At 65.7% G+C, this 13,920-nt stretch carries 10 protein-coding genes; 6 read left to right on the top strand and 4 right to left on the bottom strand.

The genetic code is table 11. From position 1 onward, the window contains the following. Positions 1 to 87 precede the first annotated feature (87 nt). Positions 88 to 3,645 carry a hybrid sensor histidine kinase/response regulator gene (locus tag ACVWWQ_RS08265; protein ID WP_166669705.1) on the bottom strand — a complete coding sequence of 1,186 codons (3,558 nt, stop codon included), beginning with the start codon at positions 3,643 to 3,645 and terminating at the stop codon, positions 88 to 90. A gap of 173 nt (positions 3,646 to 3,818) precedes the next feature. Here ACVWWQ_RS08265 and ACVWWQ_RS08260 point away from each other — a divergent pair, with 173 nt between their 5' ends. Both ACVWWQ_RS08260 and ACVWWQ_RS08255 read left to right on the top strand, forming a co-directional pair. Next, complete coding sequence (locus tag ACVWWQ_RS08260; protein ID WP_133948183.1) at positions 3,819 to 5,285, top strand: GTPase; 1,467 nt, start codon at positions 3,819 to 3,821, stop codon at positions 5,283 to 5,285. Between the two features lie 48 nt (positions 5,286 to 5,333). Next, complete coding sequence (locus tag ACVWWQ_RS08255) at positions 5,334 to 5,786, top strand: hypothetical protein (protein WP_133948185.1); 453 nt, start codon at positions 5,334 to 5,336, stop codon at positions 5,784 to 5,786. Between the two features lie 87 nt (positions 5,787 to 5,873). On the opposite strand, the gene ACVWWQ_RS08250 is transcribed toward ACVWWQ_RS08255, so the two are convergent. From ACVWWQ_RS08250 to ubiH, 3 genes are all read right to left on the bottom strand, one after another. Further along, the gene (locus ACVWWQ_RS08250; protein WP_133948187.1) at positions 5,874 to 6,668 is read right to left on the bottom strand and encodes a dienelactone hydrolase family protein; all 795 of its coding nucleotides are present in this window, start codon (positions 6,666 to 6,668) and stop codon (positions 5,874 to 5,876) included. 62 nt (positions 6,669 to 6,730) lie between these two features. Then, complete coding sequence (locus ACVWWQ_RS08245) at positions 6,731 to 7,942, bottom strand: UbiH/UbiF/VisC/COQ6 family ubiquinone biosynthesis hydroxylase (RefSeq protein WP_133948189.1); 1,212 nt, start codon at positions 7,940 to 7,942, stop codon at positions 6,731 to 6,733. Beyond that, on the bottom strand, positions 7,939 to 9,168 hold the full coding sequence (gene ubiH, locus ACVWWQ_RS08240) for a 2-octaprenyl-6-methoxyphenyl hydroxylase (RefSeq protein WP_133948191.1): 1,230 nt from the start codon (positions 9,166 to 9,168) through the stop codon (positions 7,939 to 7,941). The genes ACVWWQ_RS08245 and ubiH overlap by 4 nt, the downstream gene beginning before the upstream one ends. Before the next feature lie 88 nt (positions 9,169 to 9,256). Between ubiH and ACVWWQ_RS08235 the strand changes: the two genes are divergently transcribed. The 4 genes from ACVWWQ_RS08235 (at position 9,257) to ACVWWQ_RS08220 (ending at position 13,906) form a co-directional block, all read left to right on the top strand. Beyond that, a complete protein-coding gene (locus tag ACVWWQ_RS08235; protein ID WP_099652671.1) occupies positions 9,257 to 9,853 on the top strand; it encodes a hypothetical protein in 597 nt (198 codons plus the stop codon). A 9-nt stretch (positions 9,854 to 9,862) separates the two neighbouring features. Next, positions 9,863 to 10,435, top strand: a complete 573-nt coding sequence (locus ACVWWQ_RS08230) for a cob(I)yrinic acid a,c-diamide adenosyltransferase (RefSeq protein ID WP_133948193.1) — start codon at positions 9,863 to 9,865, stop codon at positions 10,433 to 10,435. Positions 10,436 to 10,442: 7 nt separating this feature from the next. After that, positions 10,443 to 11,363, top strand: coding sequence for a histone deacetylase family protein (locus ACVWWQ_RS08225; RefSeq protein WP_133948195.1), 921 nt, complete (start codon positions 10,443 to 10,445; stop codon positions 11,361 to 11,363). 128 nt (positions 11,364 to 11,491) lie between these two features. Further along, positions 11,492 to 13,906, top strand: coding sequence for an LPS assembly protein LptD (locus tag ACVWWQ_RS08220; RefSeq protein WP_133948197.1), 2,415 nt, complete (start codon positions 11,492 to 11,494; stop codon positions 13,904 to 13,906). The last annotated feature ends 14 nt before the right edge of the window (positions 13,907 to 13,920 follow it).

Here is a 13,920-nt window from a genome sequence, read left to right as displayed (position 1 = left end):
GCGCGCCACTGAACAGACGAACGAAAGGTTGTCCCCCGCCCATCATGCCAAATGCCGCCGCACGCTGCGAGCCTCAATCCACCGTCCTCACGGCGTAACCGGCCTGATCACCCGTGCCAGCACGTTGCCAAGCTGATCACCGGTAAGCGGTTTGTGCAGAAAGCCGTCCATTCCGGCCTCGCGCGCGCGCACTTCGTCGCGGGCGCCCGAACGCGCGGTGACGGCAACGATGGGCAATCGCTGCCCTTCGTGCTCGCGCTGGCGGATCAGGCGGGCGATCTGGAAGCCATCCACGCCAGGAAGGTCCAGATCAAGCAACACGGCATCGAAGTCCGCCTGGGCCAATTCAGCCAGTGCCGCCAGCCCGTTGACCACGTGCACCACCGTGTGCTGTTCGCGTTCAAGCAGCCCACGGATCACCGCCGCCACGATGGTGTCGTCCTCCACCAGCAACAATCGGTAACTGCTGGCGGCGGACGAAGCAGGGGATGACAAGGCAGTCGCGACCGAAGGCTCGACCAGCGGCAGCCGCACGCGGAACGTACTGCCATGGCCCAGGCGTGATTCCAGTTCGATGCTGCCGCCCATCATGTCGACCAGCTCACGGCAGATCGCCAATCCCAGGCCGCTGCCGGCACGCCGCTGCGGCCCTGCGGCCTGCTCGAAGCGCTGGAACAAGCGGGCCTGGCTGGCTTCGGGGATGCCCGGGCCGGTGTCACTGATGCTGAACTGCACGCCCCCGTCGACAGGCTGCGCATGCAACGTCACGCTGCCCTGCTCGGTGAACTTCAGTGCGTTGTTGGCCAGATTCAGCAACACCTGCTTGATCCGCAAGGCATCGCCGAGCAACTGCGCAGGCATGGACTCGGCCACCTCCAGCACGAAGCGCAGGCCGCGCGCGTGCGCCAATCCCTGTTCCAGTTGCGCCACGTCATCGAGCAGCTGTCGCGGATCGAACGCACCCGGATCGAGCTCCAGTTTGCCCGCTTCGATCCGGGCCAGGTCCAACGCGTCATTGAGCAGCTTCAACAGCATCGTGCCGGAGCGCTGCATCGCCTGGGTGTAGTCGTGTTGCAGGGGATTCAGCGGGGTACTCAACAGCAGTTCCGCCATGCCCATCACGCCCGTCATCGGGGTGCGGATTTCATGGCTGAGCGTGGCCAGAAATTGTGTCTTTGCCGCGCTGGCGGCTTCCGCCATCCGGCGTTGCTGGTCGGCCATCTGCATGTGATGGCGCTGCGCCAGGCGTCGACGCCAGCCATGCAGGGCGAGGCCCACCGCGGTGACGAGCAGGAGCAGGTAGACCAGCAGTGCCCACCATCGCTCCCACGGCGGCGTCTGCACCTGGATGTGCAAGGGCTGCTTCAGCCTCACCCATGTTCCGTTGGCGCTCGCCGCCTCCACTTCCAGCGTGTAGTCGCCCGCACCGATGCCCGCGAACTCGCGCTCGCCGTGATTGCCGGTGTCCACCCAGTTGCGGTCAAAGCCCAGCAAGCGGAACCGATAGCGATTGCCGGCGGGGTCCACGTAGGAACTCGACCGCGCTTCCACGCGCAGTTCACGATCGCTCCATGAAAGCCGGATCGGCGCGGCGCCGATGGGCAAATCCACGATGGCATTCCGCCGGCGCACCCTCACTCCGGTGATCACTACTGCGGCAGCAGCAGGAGTGGCCGGGGCGCGATCCGGTTGAAAGCCGAACACGCCGCCCAGACTGGCCACGTAAATCGTGCCGTCAGACATCATGGCCGGTGAATCGCCTCGCACCTCGCCATTGACCAGACCGTGGCGCAAACCGAACGATTTGAGTTCGCCGGTGACCGGATCAAATCGCCACAGGCCATTCTTGCAGAACAGCCAGAAGCGCCCCGCGTGATCCACATGCAAAGCGATCAACACCATGGACGGCCAGCTGGGCGGGATGGGAATCAACTGATCGCGCACCACCTTGTCGCCATCCACCCGGTAGTGCTCGAACATCCGGTTGCGCGCCGCCCAGAAGCCTTCGGCGGTCAACTCGAGAGCGTAGACGTCGCCCTGGTCAGACAAGCCATCGACCGGTTCCGGCTTGGCTTGGACCGCGTTCCAGCGCAGCAATGTCCCCTTGTCGACGAACCACTCCAGACTGTTCCACGGAGTCAGCCGGTTTCCGATAAAACCGGTTTCATCGGCCGCGGCAAGCGGATGGGGATCCACCACCATCGTGTCCGGATCGATCCGGAACAGACCGTCGCGGACCGATACCAGATACATCTTCTGATCGGGCCCGACCGCCACCCGTCGCGGATGACTGGCGCCGGCCGCAGACAGATCCACCGCCTCCAGCTTGTCATCGGCATAGCGGTAAACCCCGCCCTCACTGGCGATCCACAAGCGGTGGCGCGAGTCTTCGACCATGTCCAGGACGTTGCCCTGCACCCCCGACACCACATGCCGGACTTCACCACTGACCGGGTCGAGCTTGTCGACGAGATCGTGGCCACCCACCCACAACCAGCCATCAAAACTCGCCAGCACCGACGTCGCCGCATTGCTGCGCAAACTCTTCGGCTCATCCGGCACATGCGTGAACCGGGTGAACTGGTTCCAAGCCGGGGCGAGATAGGCGATGCCGCCATCGCCCATGACAAACCAGAGACCGCCCTCACGGTCACAAAACGACTGCCACACCTGCTGTGCCGGCAGACTGCCCAGCAGCAATGGCTGACCGGCAATGGCATGCAGCCTTCCACTGCCGTCATCCAGGTACAGCCCGCTGCGGGTGGCGATCCACAGGTTCCCGGCATGATCCCGGGTACTGCTGTAGACATCGGTCGACGGGATCTGGGTGGGCGCATGCAACAAAGCTTCCCCCCTGTCGTTCACCTTCAACAGGCCGCCCCGCACGGCAATGCGCACGCCATCACCGTCCGACTGGATGCGCCACACCTTGAGGTGCTTGACGCGAGGATCAATCACCACTTCGCGCACGTCCCCGCTCTTCTCGCGGACAAACACGCCCTGGCTGGTCCCGATCCACAATGAGCCGTCCGGCTGTGCCAATAGCGCCCGTACCGCGCCAAAGCCGTCGGCGACGTTCCGGGCGATCGGATTGGAGACGTGATCGAAATGCTTGCCATCGGCCGACAGGCGATCCAGGCCGGCATCCGTCGCCACCCACAGGGCACCGTCCGTGGTTTGCGCGATGGACCATACGTTGTCGCCAGCCAGGCTGCGGGAATCGCCCGGGTCATGTCGAAAATGCGCAAAGCCACCGCTCTCGCGCAGGAAGCGATTCAAGCCGGAGCCGAATCCGCCCACCCATACCTCGCCATCCCGGTCCACGAACAGGCTGTATACCGATCCTTCGGGCAACGAGGCAGGATCATCCGAGCGATGCCCGAACACCTGAAACTCGACACCATCGAAACGCACCAGATCGACACCGGCGCCAAACCACATCGCTCCCTGGTGATCCTGGGCCACGGTATATACCGTGCTGCCGGGCAGGCCGTCGGCGGTCTGGTAACGGCGAAATTGCGGCGTAGGCAGATGACGGCTGGAGGGCGTGCCCGCTACGTCAGCCGGAGTGGGCGCGGCCACAATTACCGTGGCCATCAGCGCCAGCGCGACGCTCAGCAGCCACGCAGACAACCTCGATCCCATGCCATGACTCCCCTGTGGCGCATTGCCTGGCAAAGCGCCCGCAACGTCGGCATTCCAAATACTCCCCTCGTCGATAGTGCCAAAACCCGACTGGTAACGCGAGTCACCCAAACACCGGCAGGAGGCGAAACTTCCGGCGCCGGCACGTGCATGCAAGCTGGCTAGAATGGGCCATGTCTCGACGCCTGCGATTGCTTTTCACTGCCCTGGCCCTGGCCGCCCTGCTCTGGCTGCTATTCGCGGCCGCCGAACGCGCACTGGCGTTGGCACAGCGTTTCCTGACTCTTCCCACGTGGCTGCAATGGACCCTCGGCAGTGCGCTTCTGATCTTCGCTGCGGCCGGCGTGAGCGTGCTGTGGTGGTTGCTGCGCCCACGCCGAAAACGCCGGCCGGTTCCGGCACCCGATCGCGGCACGCTGGAACAACGCATCCATCAATTGCGCGAACACGGGGCAGACACCGGCGCACTGGCTGCCGAACTCGGCGAACTGGATCGACGTCGCGCAACGGCACGCGTCTACGTGGCACTGTTTGGGGAAATATCCACCGGCAAGTCGAGCCTGATCCGCGCGCTGGCTCCGCAAGCCCAGGTCGCCAGTGATGCCCGCGGCGGCACCACTCGCATGGTCGATCACTACGATGGCCTGCTCCCCGACGGCCGCACGCTGGTGCTGGCGGATGTGCCTGGCAGTCGCGAGTCCGGTGGCGAAGCGCACGAAGCCCTCGCCCGCGACGAAGCGTTGCGGGCGCACGCCGTGGTCTATCTGTGTGCCGGCGACCTCAATCGCGGCCAGGTCGATGAACTCCACTGGCTCGCCGACTTCGGCAAACCCTTGCTGCTGGTGCTGAACAAGGCCGACCAGTGGAGCGACCAGGAACAGTCGCAATTGCTGGAGCGCCTGCGCACGCGCGCACGCGGCATCGCCAGCGCGGTGCTGGCAATCAGTGCCGGCGGCGTTGAGCGCTACCAGCGCCAGCTGGCCGACGGCAGCAACGAATCAGTGGAACGCCAGCGCAAGCCCGCGATCGAGCCCTTGCTGCAAGCGCTGGAGCGGCTCAGTGCCCCCGGCGCCGAAGGCTTGGAAAACCTGCGTGAAAACGCGGTGCTGGCCGGGCTGCATGAACGCACCGGCACCCTCGAATCGCGCACCCGCGCCGAACAAGCCGAACGCATCGTGCGCAAATACGCGCGTCGCGCGATCGTCGGCGCGCTGGCCGCGGTGGCGCCCGGCAGCGACCTGGTCATCCAGGGCGTGCTGGCCACCGGCCTCACCCGCGCGCTGGCCGAGTTGTACGGCGTGAAGGTCAGCGACGTGCAGATCGAGGATTTCGTGCAGCAGGCGAAACTCACCCTGCGCACCGGCAGTTCGATCGTGCTGGCCGTCGCCGGCAACGCGCTCAAAGCGTTCCCCGGCCTGGGCACGCTGGGCGGCGGCGTGCTGCACGCCTTCGCCTATGCGCTCATCTTCGATTCGATGGGCCGCGCACTCGCCGCCTCGCTGGCCGAGCGGCACAGCCTCGACCAGGATGACGCTGGTGCGCGCCTGAAGGAACTGCTCGCCGACGCCGGCGGCGGCCGCCTGCGCCAGCTGGCCGCGTTGACGATGGACGCGGTACGCGAGCGCGACGGCACCGACTGATCGCGTCCAACCCAGGGATGGCCCATGCCCCAACCACTTCCGCCAGAAATGGCCAACCTCTTCCATGCGTTCGGGATTGCCCGGGACGCCGATCGGCTGCCTGTCTGGGTGATGGTCGCCATTGGTGTTGCCACCATAGGCGCGGGCCTCGCTTTCGAAGCGATCCGCTTCAGGCAAACGCGCAAGGTAATGGTCGGCTTTCGCAGTGGCGTCTTGCTGGGACTGTTCGCCTCATCACTGACCGCCGGCCTGCTGGCGTACGTGTCATACCGAACGTTGACTTGCGGCGCGGTGAAGTGCATGGGCAAGCGCTGTCACGGCTATGACTTCACCGACCTCATGGGGCACAGACACCACAGCTTTCAGCATTTCGTGTCGATGACGTTCCAGCCGACCGTTTTCTGGATCTATTACACGTACATATTCCTGTTCACCGTGGGCTCGATATACGCGCTTTTCGGTTGCATCCGCTCCGCGGCGCATTGGCGCGAACTGGATTGACCGCAACGGCGTTGCCGCGTGTCCGTAAACGCTGCGCACGGCGGGCAATGCCCGCCGCACCTGTCGAAGCCCACGATTGCCACAGAGCTACGGCGTACCCGCAAACGCCGCACGCAGCCAGTCATGCATCAGCCGATAGCTGCGCGTGGCGGCACGTTCGTCGTAACGGCAGCCGGGCGAGTTCTCGCCGACTTCGGTGAAGCAATGCACGGCGTGACCGATCACCACGAACTGCCAGTCGGCCGGACTCATCCGCATCTCGTCCATGAACTTGTCCGCGTCCGGCATGGTGCCCTTGTCGTCGGCGCCATTCATCGCCAGCACGCGCGCCTTGATGTGCTTCGCCAGCGCCGGATTGTCGGTGTCCAGCCCGCCGTGGAACGAGACCACTGCCGCGACATCGGCGCCACTGCGGGCCAGGTCGAGCACCGCCGAGCCGCCGAAGCAGAAGCCAATCGCGCCCAGCTGGTTCAGATCGATCGGTGCGCTCGACGCCTGCGCCTTGAGCTGATCCAGCGCCAGGTTGATCCGCTTGCGCATCAGCGCGCGGTCGCCGTACAGCGGCTTCACCGCAGCCTGCGCCTGCGCGGCATTGCCCTGTTGCGGCCGTACGCTGGCGCCGTACATGTCGGTCAGCAGGATCACGTAATCCTTGCCGGCGATCATCTCGGCCTTCTGCACCGCCGCGTCGTTGATGCCATACCAGTTCGGCACCATCACCAGGCCCGGGCGTTTCGCAGCGGAGGCATCGTCGTAGACCAGCACGCTGTGGAAGCGCGTGCCGGCCTGTGTCCATTCGACCGGACGATGAACCATCTTCGCCTGCACGGCGAAGCTTGAACCAGCCAGCAACAGCAGACAGCAAAGTCGGGCAATGCGCATGATCCATCCTCGGTCGGGTCGACAGACCCTCTCCTGCTGAAAGCCGGGGAGAGGATCAGAATTCAAAGTCCGGCAGCGTGTTCCGACAGGCGCCGCTTCAGTGGCGACAGGCGGTCGAGCAGGCGCACACCGATGCCGCGCGCGGCCACCAGCGCCGGCGACTGCCCGGCATAGATGCGCGCCAGCGCATCAAAGCCCAGCGCATCCAGCGTGTCGCCACTGCGCCGGCGGCGCGCGTAGCGACGCAGCACGTGCGCAGCGCCGATGTCGCGGCCGGCAAGGCGTGCCGCGGTCAGCGTATCGCTCAGTTCGGCGACATCGCGCAGGCCCAGGTTGACCCCCTGCCCGGCCAGCGGATGCACGGTATGCGCGGCATCGCCGAGCAACACGAAGCGCTCAGCCTGGTAACGCTGCGCCAGCTGCAGCTTCAGCGGGAAGCCGGCACGCCGCGTACTGGCGACGATTCGCCCCAGCCGGAAATCGCTGGCCACGCCGAGTTCGTCGAGAAAGGCCTGGTCATCCAGCGCCAGGACACGTTGCGCCTCGGCCTCGGGCAGCGACCACACAATCGAACTGCGGCCATCGGCCAACGGCAGCATTGCCAGCGGTCCGCCCGGCAGGAAGCGCTGCCATGCCGTGCTTTCGTGCGAGCGCTCCGTTGCCACGTGAGCCACCACTGCGCGCTGTGCGTAATCCCGCCCGCGGGTGCCGATGCCCGCCAGCTGACGCAGCGGCGAGGCGGCGCCATCGGCAGCCACCAGCAGTCCGGCGGACAACACTTCGCCGGACGCCAGCTCCAGTTGGATGCGATCCTCGCGCGCTTCGAAACCCCTCACCTCGGCCGGACACAGGCAACGCACGCCAGCCGCCGGCAAGGCCTGCCACAGTGTTGATTGGACGAGGCTGTTCTCGACGATATAGCCGAGCCGGTCACGTCCTTCACTGGCGGCATCGAAGTCGATCGAGGCACCGCTTTCGGCGTCCCACACATGCATGTGCGTGTACGGAGCGGCCCGAGCGTCGCGAATGGACGTCCACACGCCAAGATCGTCAAGCAGTTCGACGGAGGACGGCGCCAGTCCGACCACGCGCAGATCCACTTCGGCCTGCGCATCCCATGCCGCGGGCGCACGCGCCTCCAGCAGTGCGGTGCTGAATCCCGCACGCGCCAATCCCAACGCCGCAGCGGCGCCGGCCATGCCGCCACCGACCACGGCCACGTCCAGCGCCGGCGGTCGACGGCGCGAGGAAACGTCCTGCGCTGACGCATTCATGGCAGGCGCTCCAGCACGGCGGCGGGCGGCTCACCGCGAAAGCCCATGCCGCGCCGTGCCAGCGCACGTTGCAGTGGCGGCAATCGGTCGCAGGCCAGCAAGGCCAGCGAGCGCAGCGGCGCCAGCAGCGGTTGCGGCAGGCAGGCGAGCCGGACCAGACCGTGGCTCATTGCCATGGTGCCTTCGCGGTCCGGTGCCCGCCGCGCGGCATAACGCGCCAACAGCTCGGCGGCGCCCGGATCAGCGGCCGAAGCCACCAGTTCGGCCAGGGTCAGCGCATCGCGCAGACCCAGATTGAAGCCTTGTGCGCCGATCGGATGCACCGTTTGCGCGGCATTGCCGACCAGTACCGCGCGGGGCGCGGTGAGCCGGTTGGCGGCCACGCGGTGAATCGCATACGGATGGCGCTTGCCCGGCCGACTCAGCCGACCCAGCCGCCAGCCGAAGCGGCGCTGCGCCAGTTCGAGGAAACCGGCGTCATCCAGCGCAGTGATCGCGTCGGTCTCGTCGCTGGATACGGTAAGCACCAGGCCGCAACGGCGCTCGGCCAGTGGCAGCAGGGCGATCGGACCCTCATCGGAAAACCGCTCATACGCGCGATGGGCATGGTCGCGCTCGGGCGTGACCGTGCAGACGAACAGACTTTGCCAGTAGTCGTGATGCTCGGCGTCAATGCCGAGTTGCGCGCGTACGAACGAGTGCGTGCCATCGGCTCCGACCAGCAGCGGCGTATCGAGCGCGCGCACGCCATCGGCGGTGGTGATCTGCGCACGCCAGCCGTCGGCCAGTGGCTGCAGGGCCGACAAGGTGGCCGGTGCCAGCCTTGTCAAACGGGTACATTCGTCCAGCCGGCGCAGCAGCGCCGCGCCAAGTTCGCGCGCTGGCAGGGTCCAGCCAAGCGCGTCGACACCCTGGCTGGCGGCATTGATCCGGGCGCTGCCGAACTCGCCCGCGCGGCTGACATGGATGTGCCGGATCGGCGTGGCACCGGCAACGGCGTGGCGCCACACCCCGATCGAGACCAGGCCATTGACGGTGGCCCGGGCCAGCGCAAGGTTGCGTTCGTCGTAGCTGGGCTGGGCATCGGCCCGTGGCGCGGCGGTTTCGACCAGGGTCGCCGCCATGCCGGCCTGATCCAGCGCGATGGCCAGACTGGCGCCGACCAGACCACCGCCGACGATCAGTACACCGGCGTCGCTGCCGGGAAGGTTTTCGGAGACGTCCATCCGGCGATGATACCCGCTGCTGCTGACTGTGGCGCGGCGCCTTGGGCTAGACTAGCGGTCTGTCCAATCGCCTACACGGAGTACCCCCATGACCAAGACGCGGAACCAACGCATCGGCATCTTCCTGCTGCTGGCCGTGGTGATGGCGGCAACCCGCATGCATCATTTCGGTGCCCTGCCCGACGCGTCGTGGGGCGTGTTTTTCCTTGCCGGCTTCTGGCTGCGCGGCTCCGCCCGCTGGGCATTTCCGCTGCTGATCGCCGAGGCGGTGCTGGTCGACTTCTTCGTGATCACCGGCGCCGGCCTCGATTTCTGGAGCCACTACTGCGTGTCGCCGGCCTACTGGTTCATGCCGGTCTACTTCGGCGCGTTGTGGCTGGGCGGCAGCTGGCTGGCCCGCCACCAGCTCGGCCTGCGTCCGGCAACCCTGGGTCTGGCAGCTGTCGCGCTGCTGGTCAGCGAAACGGTCTGCTACCTGATCTCCAACGGCAGCTTCTACTGGCTCAGCGCCAGCGTGCCGCTGCCGCGCAACTTCGGCAGCTGGTTCGTCAACCTCGGCGACTGGTACCTGCCGTTCCTGTCCACCACCGCGATGTATGTCGGCATCGGCGCCGTGCTGCACGTCGGCGTGGTCTTGCTGGCTCGCTCGCTCGGGCAGGCCGACCAGACCGGCCTGAGCCACTGACGTTCGGGCATGGGCAACCGGCTTTCGAAGATTTACACCCGTACCGGCGATGACGGCAGCACCGGTCTGGGCGACGGCTCGCGGGTAGGCAAGGATTCCCTGCGGGTCAATGCTTACGGCACCGTGGATGAACTCAACAGCACGATCGGCATGGTGCTGGCGGCCGACGGCGTTACCGACGACGTGCGCGAAGCACTGACCCAGGTGCAGCACGACCTGTTCGATCTGGGTGGCGAGCTGTGCATCCCGGGCATGGCAATGGTCGAGGACAGCGACATCAACCGGCTGGAATCGATCCTGGACAAGCTCAACGAACCGCTGCCGGCGTTGAAGGAATTCATCCTCCCGGGTGGCGGCATGGCCGCTGCCTGCGGTCACCTGGCCCGTACCGTGTGTCGTCGCGCCGAACGCGAGGTGATCGCGCTGGCCCGGGTGGAAGACATCCGCGGCCAGCCGCAGCGCTATCTCAACCGGCTGTCGGACCTGCTGTTCGTGATCTCGCGTGTGCTGGCGCGCGCCAGCGGCCACGGCGAAGTGCTGTGGCAGCACGAGCGCCGCCGCAAGCCCAAGCCGACCGCCTGAGCGCCGCATGTTGCGGCTGTATACGCACCCGGCATGCCTGGACCACGATCCCGGTCCGGGCCATGTCGAACGGCCGTCACGCTTGCGCGCGGTGCTGCAAGCCCTGGACCACGATCGTTTCGCCGCCCTGGACCGGATCGAGGCGCCCCGGGCCACGGACGAGCAACTGTTGCGCGTGCACAATGCCGCCCACGTCAGGGAAGTAATGACCGGCGCGCCAGCAGGCGAGATGCTTGCCCTGGATCAGGATACCGTGATGGGGCCGGGTTCCACGGAAGCAGCGTTGCGTGCCGCCGGCGCAGTGGTGGCGGCGGTGGATGCGGTGCTTGGTGGGAGCGCGCGACGCGCCTTCTGCGCGGTGCGGCCGCCCGGTCACCATGCAACCCGCGACCGCTCGATGGGTTTCTGCCTGTTCAACAATATGGCGACAGGGGCGGCCCATGCGCTGGCCGTGCACGGGCTGAAGCGCGTGGCGATCGCGGATTTCGACGTGCATCATGGCAACGGCACGCAGGACATTTTCGAGCGCGAGCCGCGCGTGCTGTTCGTCTCCAGTCATCAATCCCCGCTGTATCCGGACAGCGGCCACGAGGACGAGCGGGGCGTGGGCAATATCTGCAATGGCACCTTGTCTCCGGGTTCCGGCTCGCACGAGTTCCGCGAACTGTGGGATGGCGTGCTGCTACCCCGGCTGCACGCCTTCAAGCCGCAACTGGTGCTGGTCTCTGCCGGCTTCGATGCCCATCGCAACGATCCGCTGGCGGATATCCGGCTGGGCAACGAAGACTACGCGTGGATCACCGAGCGGCTGGTGGCGCTGGCCGACGCCCACGCTGGCGGCCGGCTGGTTTCCTCGCTGGAAGGCGGCTACGACCTGGCTGCGCTGGCAGCCAGCAGCAGTGCGCATGTCAGCGCATTGATGGATTGACGGCCGTCACCCAGCTCGGCCTGCCATCTGCCCGACGCTGAATTGCCGACCTGCCGGGCGAACTGCCATCTGCCGCCGGAGAGGGCTTTCTGTTAGCTTAACGAGCCTCCGAAGACGGCAGATTCCCCGTGACGCGCAAGCTACCTCCACGCCGCCTGTTGGCGGTCGCCGCCGCACTCGCCCTGATCGGCGGGCAGGCTGATGCCCGCAGCCGCCAGAATCACGCCCCCGGCGACGCCTCCGGAAAAGCCGAACTGGCCTGCCCGCTGGGTTCGTTCCATTGCGCCCCGCGCCCGCTCGATTACACGATGTGCCGGCCGAACGCCTTGCTGGAATTCTATGACCCGACCCTGATGCGGGACAGCAGCCTGCGCGACACCAGTCCGACCCAGGTCCAGGCGCAGCACGTGGACAGTTCGAACCAATCGGTTTACCACCTGAGTGGTGACGTGCGGCTGGAGCGGGCCGATCAGCTGCTTCGAGCCGATCGCATCGACTACAACAACGACAGCACCGATTACGATGCACGTGGCAACGTGCGCTACCAGGATGCCGGGGAGCTGCTGGCCGCCTCGCACATGCGCGGCAACACGAACGCCAGCCATGGCCTTGCCAACGACGTGCGCTATCAGTTGCTCGATGCGCGTGGCAACGGCACGGCGAGCCAGGGCCAGATGCTGGACGCGCAGCACACCCGTTATTCGCAGGCCACCTACTCCACCTGCGACGTTGGCCATCACGTGTGGGAATTCCGTGCGAAGTCGATCACCATCGACAAGGCCAACGGGGTCGGCGTGGCACGCAATGCCACCATGCGCGTGGGCAAGGTGCCGTTCCTGTATCTGCCGTACTTCAGCTTCCCGATCGACGATCGACGCAAGAGCGGCTTCCTGTATCCGACCATCGGCCACAGCGGTCGCTCCGGTTACGAAATCAGTACGCCCTACTATCTCAACCTCGCGCCGAATTACGACGCCACGCTCGATCCGCGCTACTACAGCGGGCGTGGCGTATTGCTGGGCGGCGAGTTCCGCTATCTGGTGCCGGGCAGCGTGGGCCAGCTCAACCTCCAGTACGTGCCGAAGGATCACGGGGAAAACGACGGCCTGGCCGACACCAAGGGCGATTCACGCTACATGGTGCAGTTCTCCGACAGCACGCAACTGTGGAAAGGCTGGCAATTCGTCAGCTCGTACAATCACGCGTCGGACAGCAGCTATCTCTACGATTTCGGCGACACACTGAGTCATAGCGCGATCTATACGCTGACTTCCACGGCCGCGATCGTCGGTGGTGGCAAGTGGTGGAACGCATCAGTCGGCGGCACGATCTATCAAAACGTCAACCCGTTCATCACCGATGCCGGGTTGCCGTACAAGCAGTTGCCCTATGCGCATTTCAGCATGAACGTGCCGCTGTCGCGCTGGCTGGAGTTCGGCATGGACAGCGAAGCAGCTGCGTTCCGCAAGAACGGCTATGTCGAGGGTCAACGCGAAGACCTCTATCCCTATCTGGCCGCCGATTTCGGCACTTCGGCCTGGTTTGTGCGGCCGAAGGTGGCCTATCGCTATACCGCCTATCAGCTTGATGGCGGCTACCAGAACTACGGCTACTTCGGTTTGCTGGGCAGCGGAGGGAGCACCCCGTTCACGGAAAAGTCGCCGAGCCGCGCGCTTCCCGTGGTCAGCCTGGACAGTGGCCTGGTGTTCGATCGGGATGCCACGCTGTTCGGCAACAGCTACACGCAGACGCTTGAACCCCGGCTCTACTACCTGTACGTGCCTTATCGCAACCAGAACGATCTGCCGCTGTTCAACACCAACGCGATGACGTTCGACTATTGGCAACTGTTCTCGCCGAACCGCTTCTCCGGTGCCGACCGGCAGATGGATGCGAACAACCTTACCGCCGCGCTGACCACACGCCTGCTCGACGAGGGTGGTGTGGAGCGACTGTCGGCCAGCATCGGCCAGATCCACTATTTCAGCCCGCAGCGGGTGCAACTCCCGAACGGCCAGAACAGCGTGGTGCCTCCCGTTGACTGGGCCCGCTCGGATTACGTGGCACAGCTCGACATCCGGCTGAGCGATCGCTGGCGTCTTGCCAGTTCGTATCAGTGGAGCCCGAACACCCGCCAAACCGACATGGGTATGCTGGAATTGCAGCGCCGGATCGGCACGGACGGCATCTTCAACTTCTCCTACCGTTACCGTCTCGGACTGCTGGAACAATACAGCGCCTCCGTGGTCTACCCCGTGTCCGAACGCTGGCGGCTGATCGGATCGTGGACTTACTCGGTGAAAGATCGCCAGAGTGTCGACGCGCTGGCCGGCGTGGAATACGACAGCTGTTGCGTCTCGCTGCGGCTGATGGGACGCAGCTACGTCAATCAGGCTTATTACGGCATTGGCCCGGTCGCGACGGCCGGCCAGCTCGATCGGCGGGACAACGCGGTGATGTTCGAAGTGGTGTTCAAGGGACTGGGTTCCACCGGTGGCCAGATCGACCCCCTGCTGCGCCGTGATATTCTCGGCTATCAATAAACACATTCGCTGCG

Source organism: Rhodanobacter sp. TND4EL1 (assembly GCF_054061035.1).
Note: the sequence above shows the minus strand (reverse complement) of the source record. Positions and strands in the feature narration are given on the sequence as shown.

Coding starts and splice junctions, on each gene's coding strand:
- ACVWWQ_RS08265 (WP_166669705.1), bottom strand. CDS start 3,645: ATGGGATCGAGGTTGTCTGCGTGGCTGCTGAGCGTCGCGCTGGCGCTG.
- ACVWWQ_RS08260 (WP_133948183.1), top strand. CDS start 3,819: ATGTCTCGACGCCTGCGATTGCTTTTCACTGCCCTGGCCCTGGCCGCC.
- ACVWWQ_RS08255 (WP_133948185.1), top strand. CDS start 5,334: ATGGCCAACCTCTTCCATGCGTTCGGGATTGCCCGGGACGCCGATCGG.
- ACVWWQ_RS08250 (WP_133948187.1), bottom strand. CDS start 6,668: ATGCGCATTGCCCGACTTTGCTGTCTGCTGTTGCTGGCTGGTTCAAGC.
- ACVWWQ_RS08245 (WP_133948189.1), bottom strand. CDS start 7,942: ATGAATGCGTCAGCGCAGGACGTTTCCTCGCGCCGTCGACCGCCGGCG.
- ubiH (WP_133948191.1), bottom strand. CDS start 9,168: ATGGACGTCTCCGAAAACCTTCCCGGCAGCGACGCCGGTGTACTGATC.
- ACVWWQ_RS08235 (WP_099652671.1), top strand. CDS start 9,257: ATGACCAAGACGCGGAACCAACGCATCGGCATCTTCCTGCTGCTGGCC.
- ACVWWQ_RS08230 (WP_133948193.1), top strand. CDS start 9,863: ATGGGCAACCGGCTTTCGAAGATTTACACCCGTACCGGCGATGACGGC.
- ACVWWQ_RS08225 (WP_133948195.1), top strand. CDS start 10,443: ATGTTGCGGCTGTATACGCACCCGGCATGCCTGGACCACGATCCCGGT.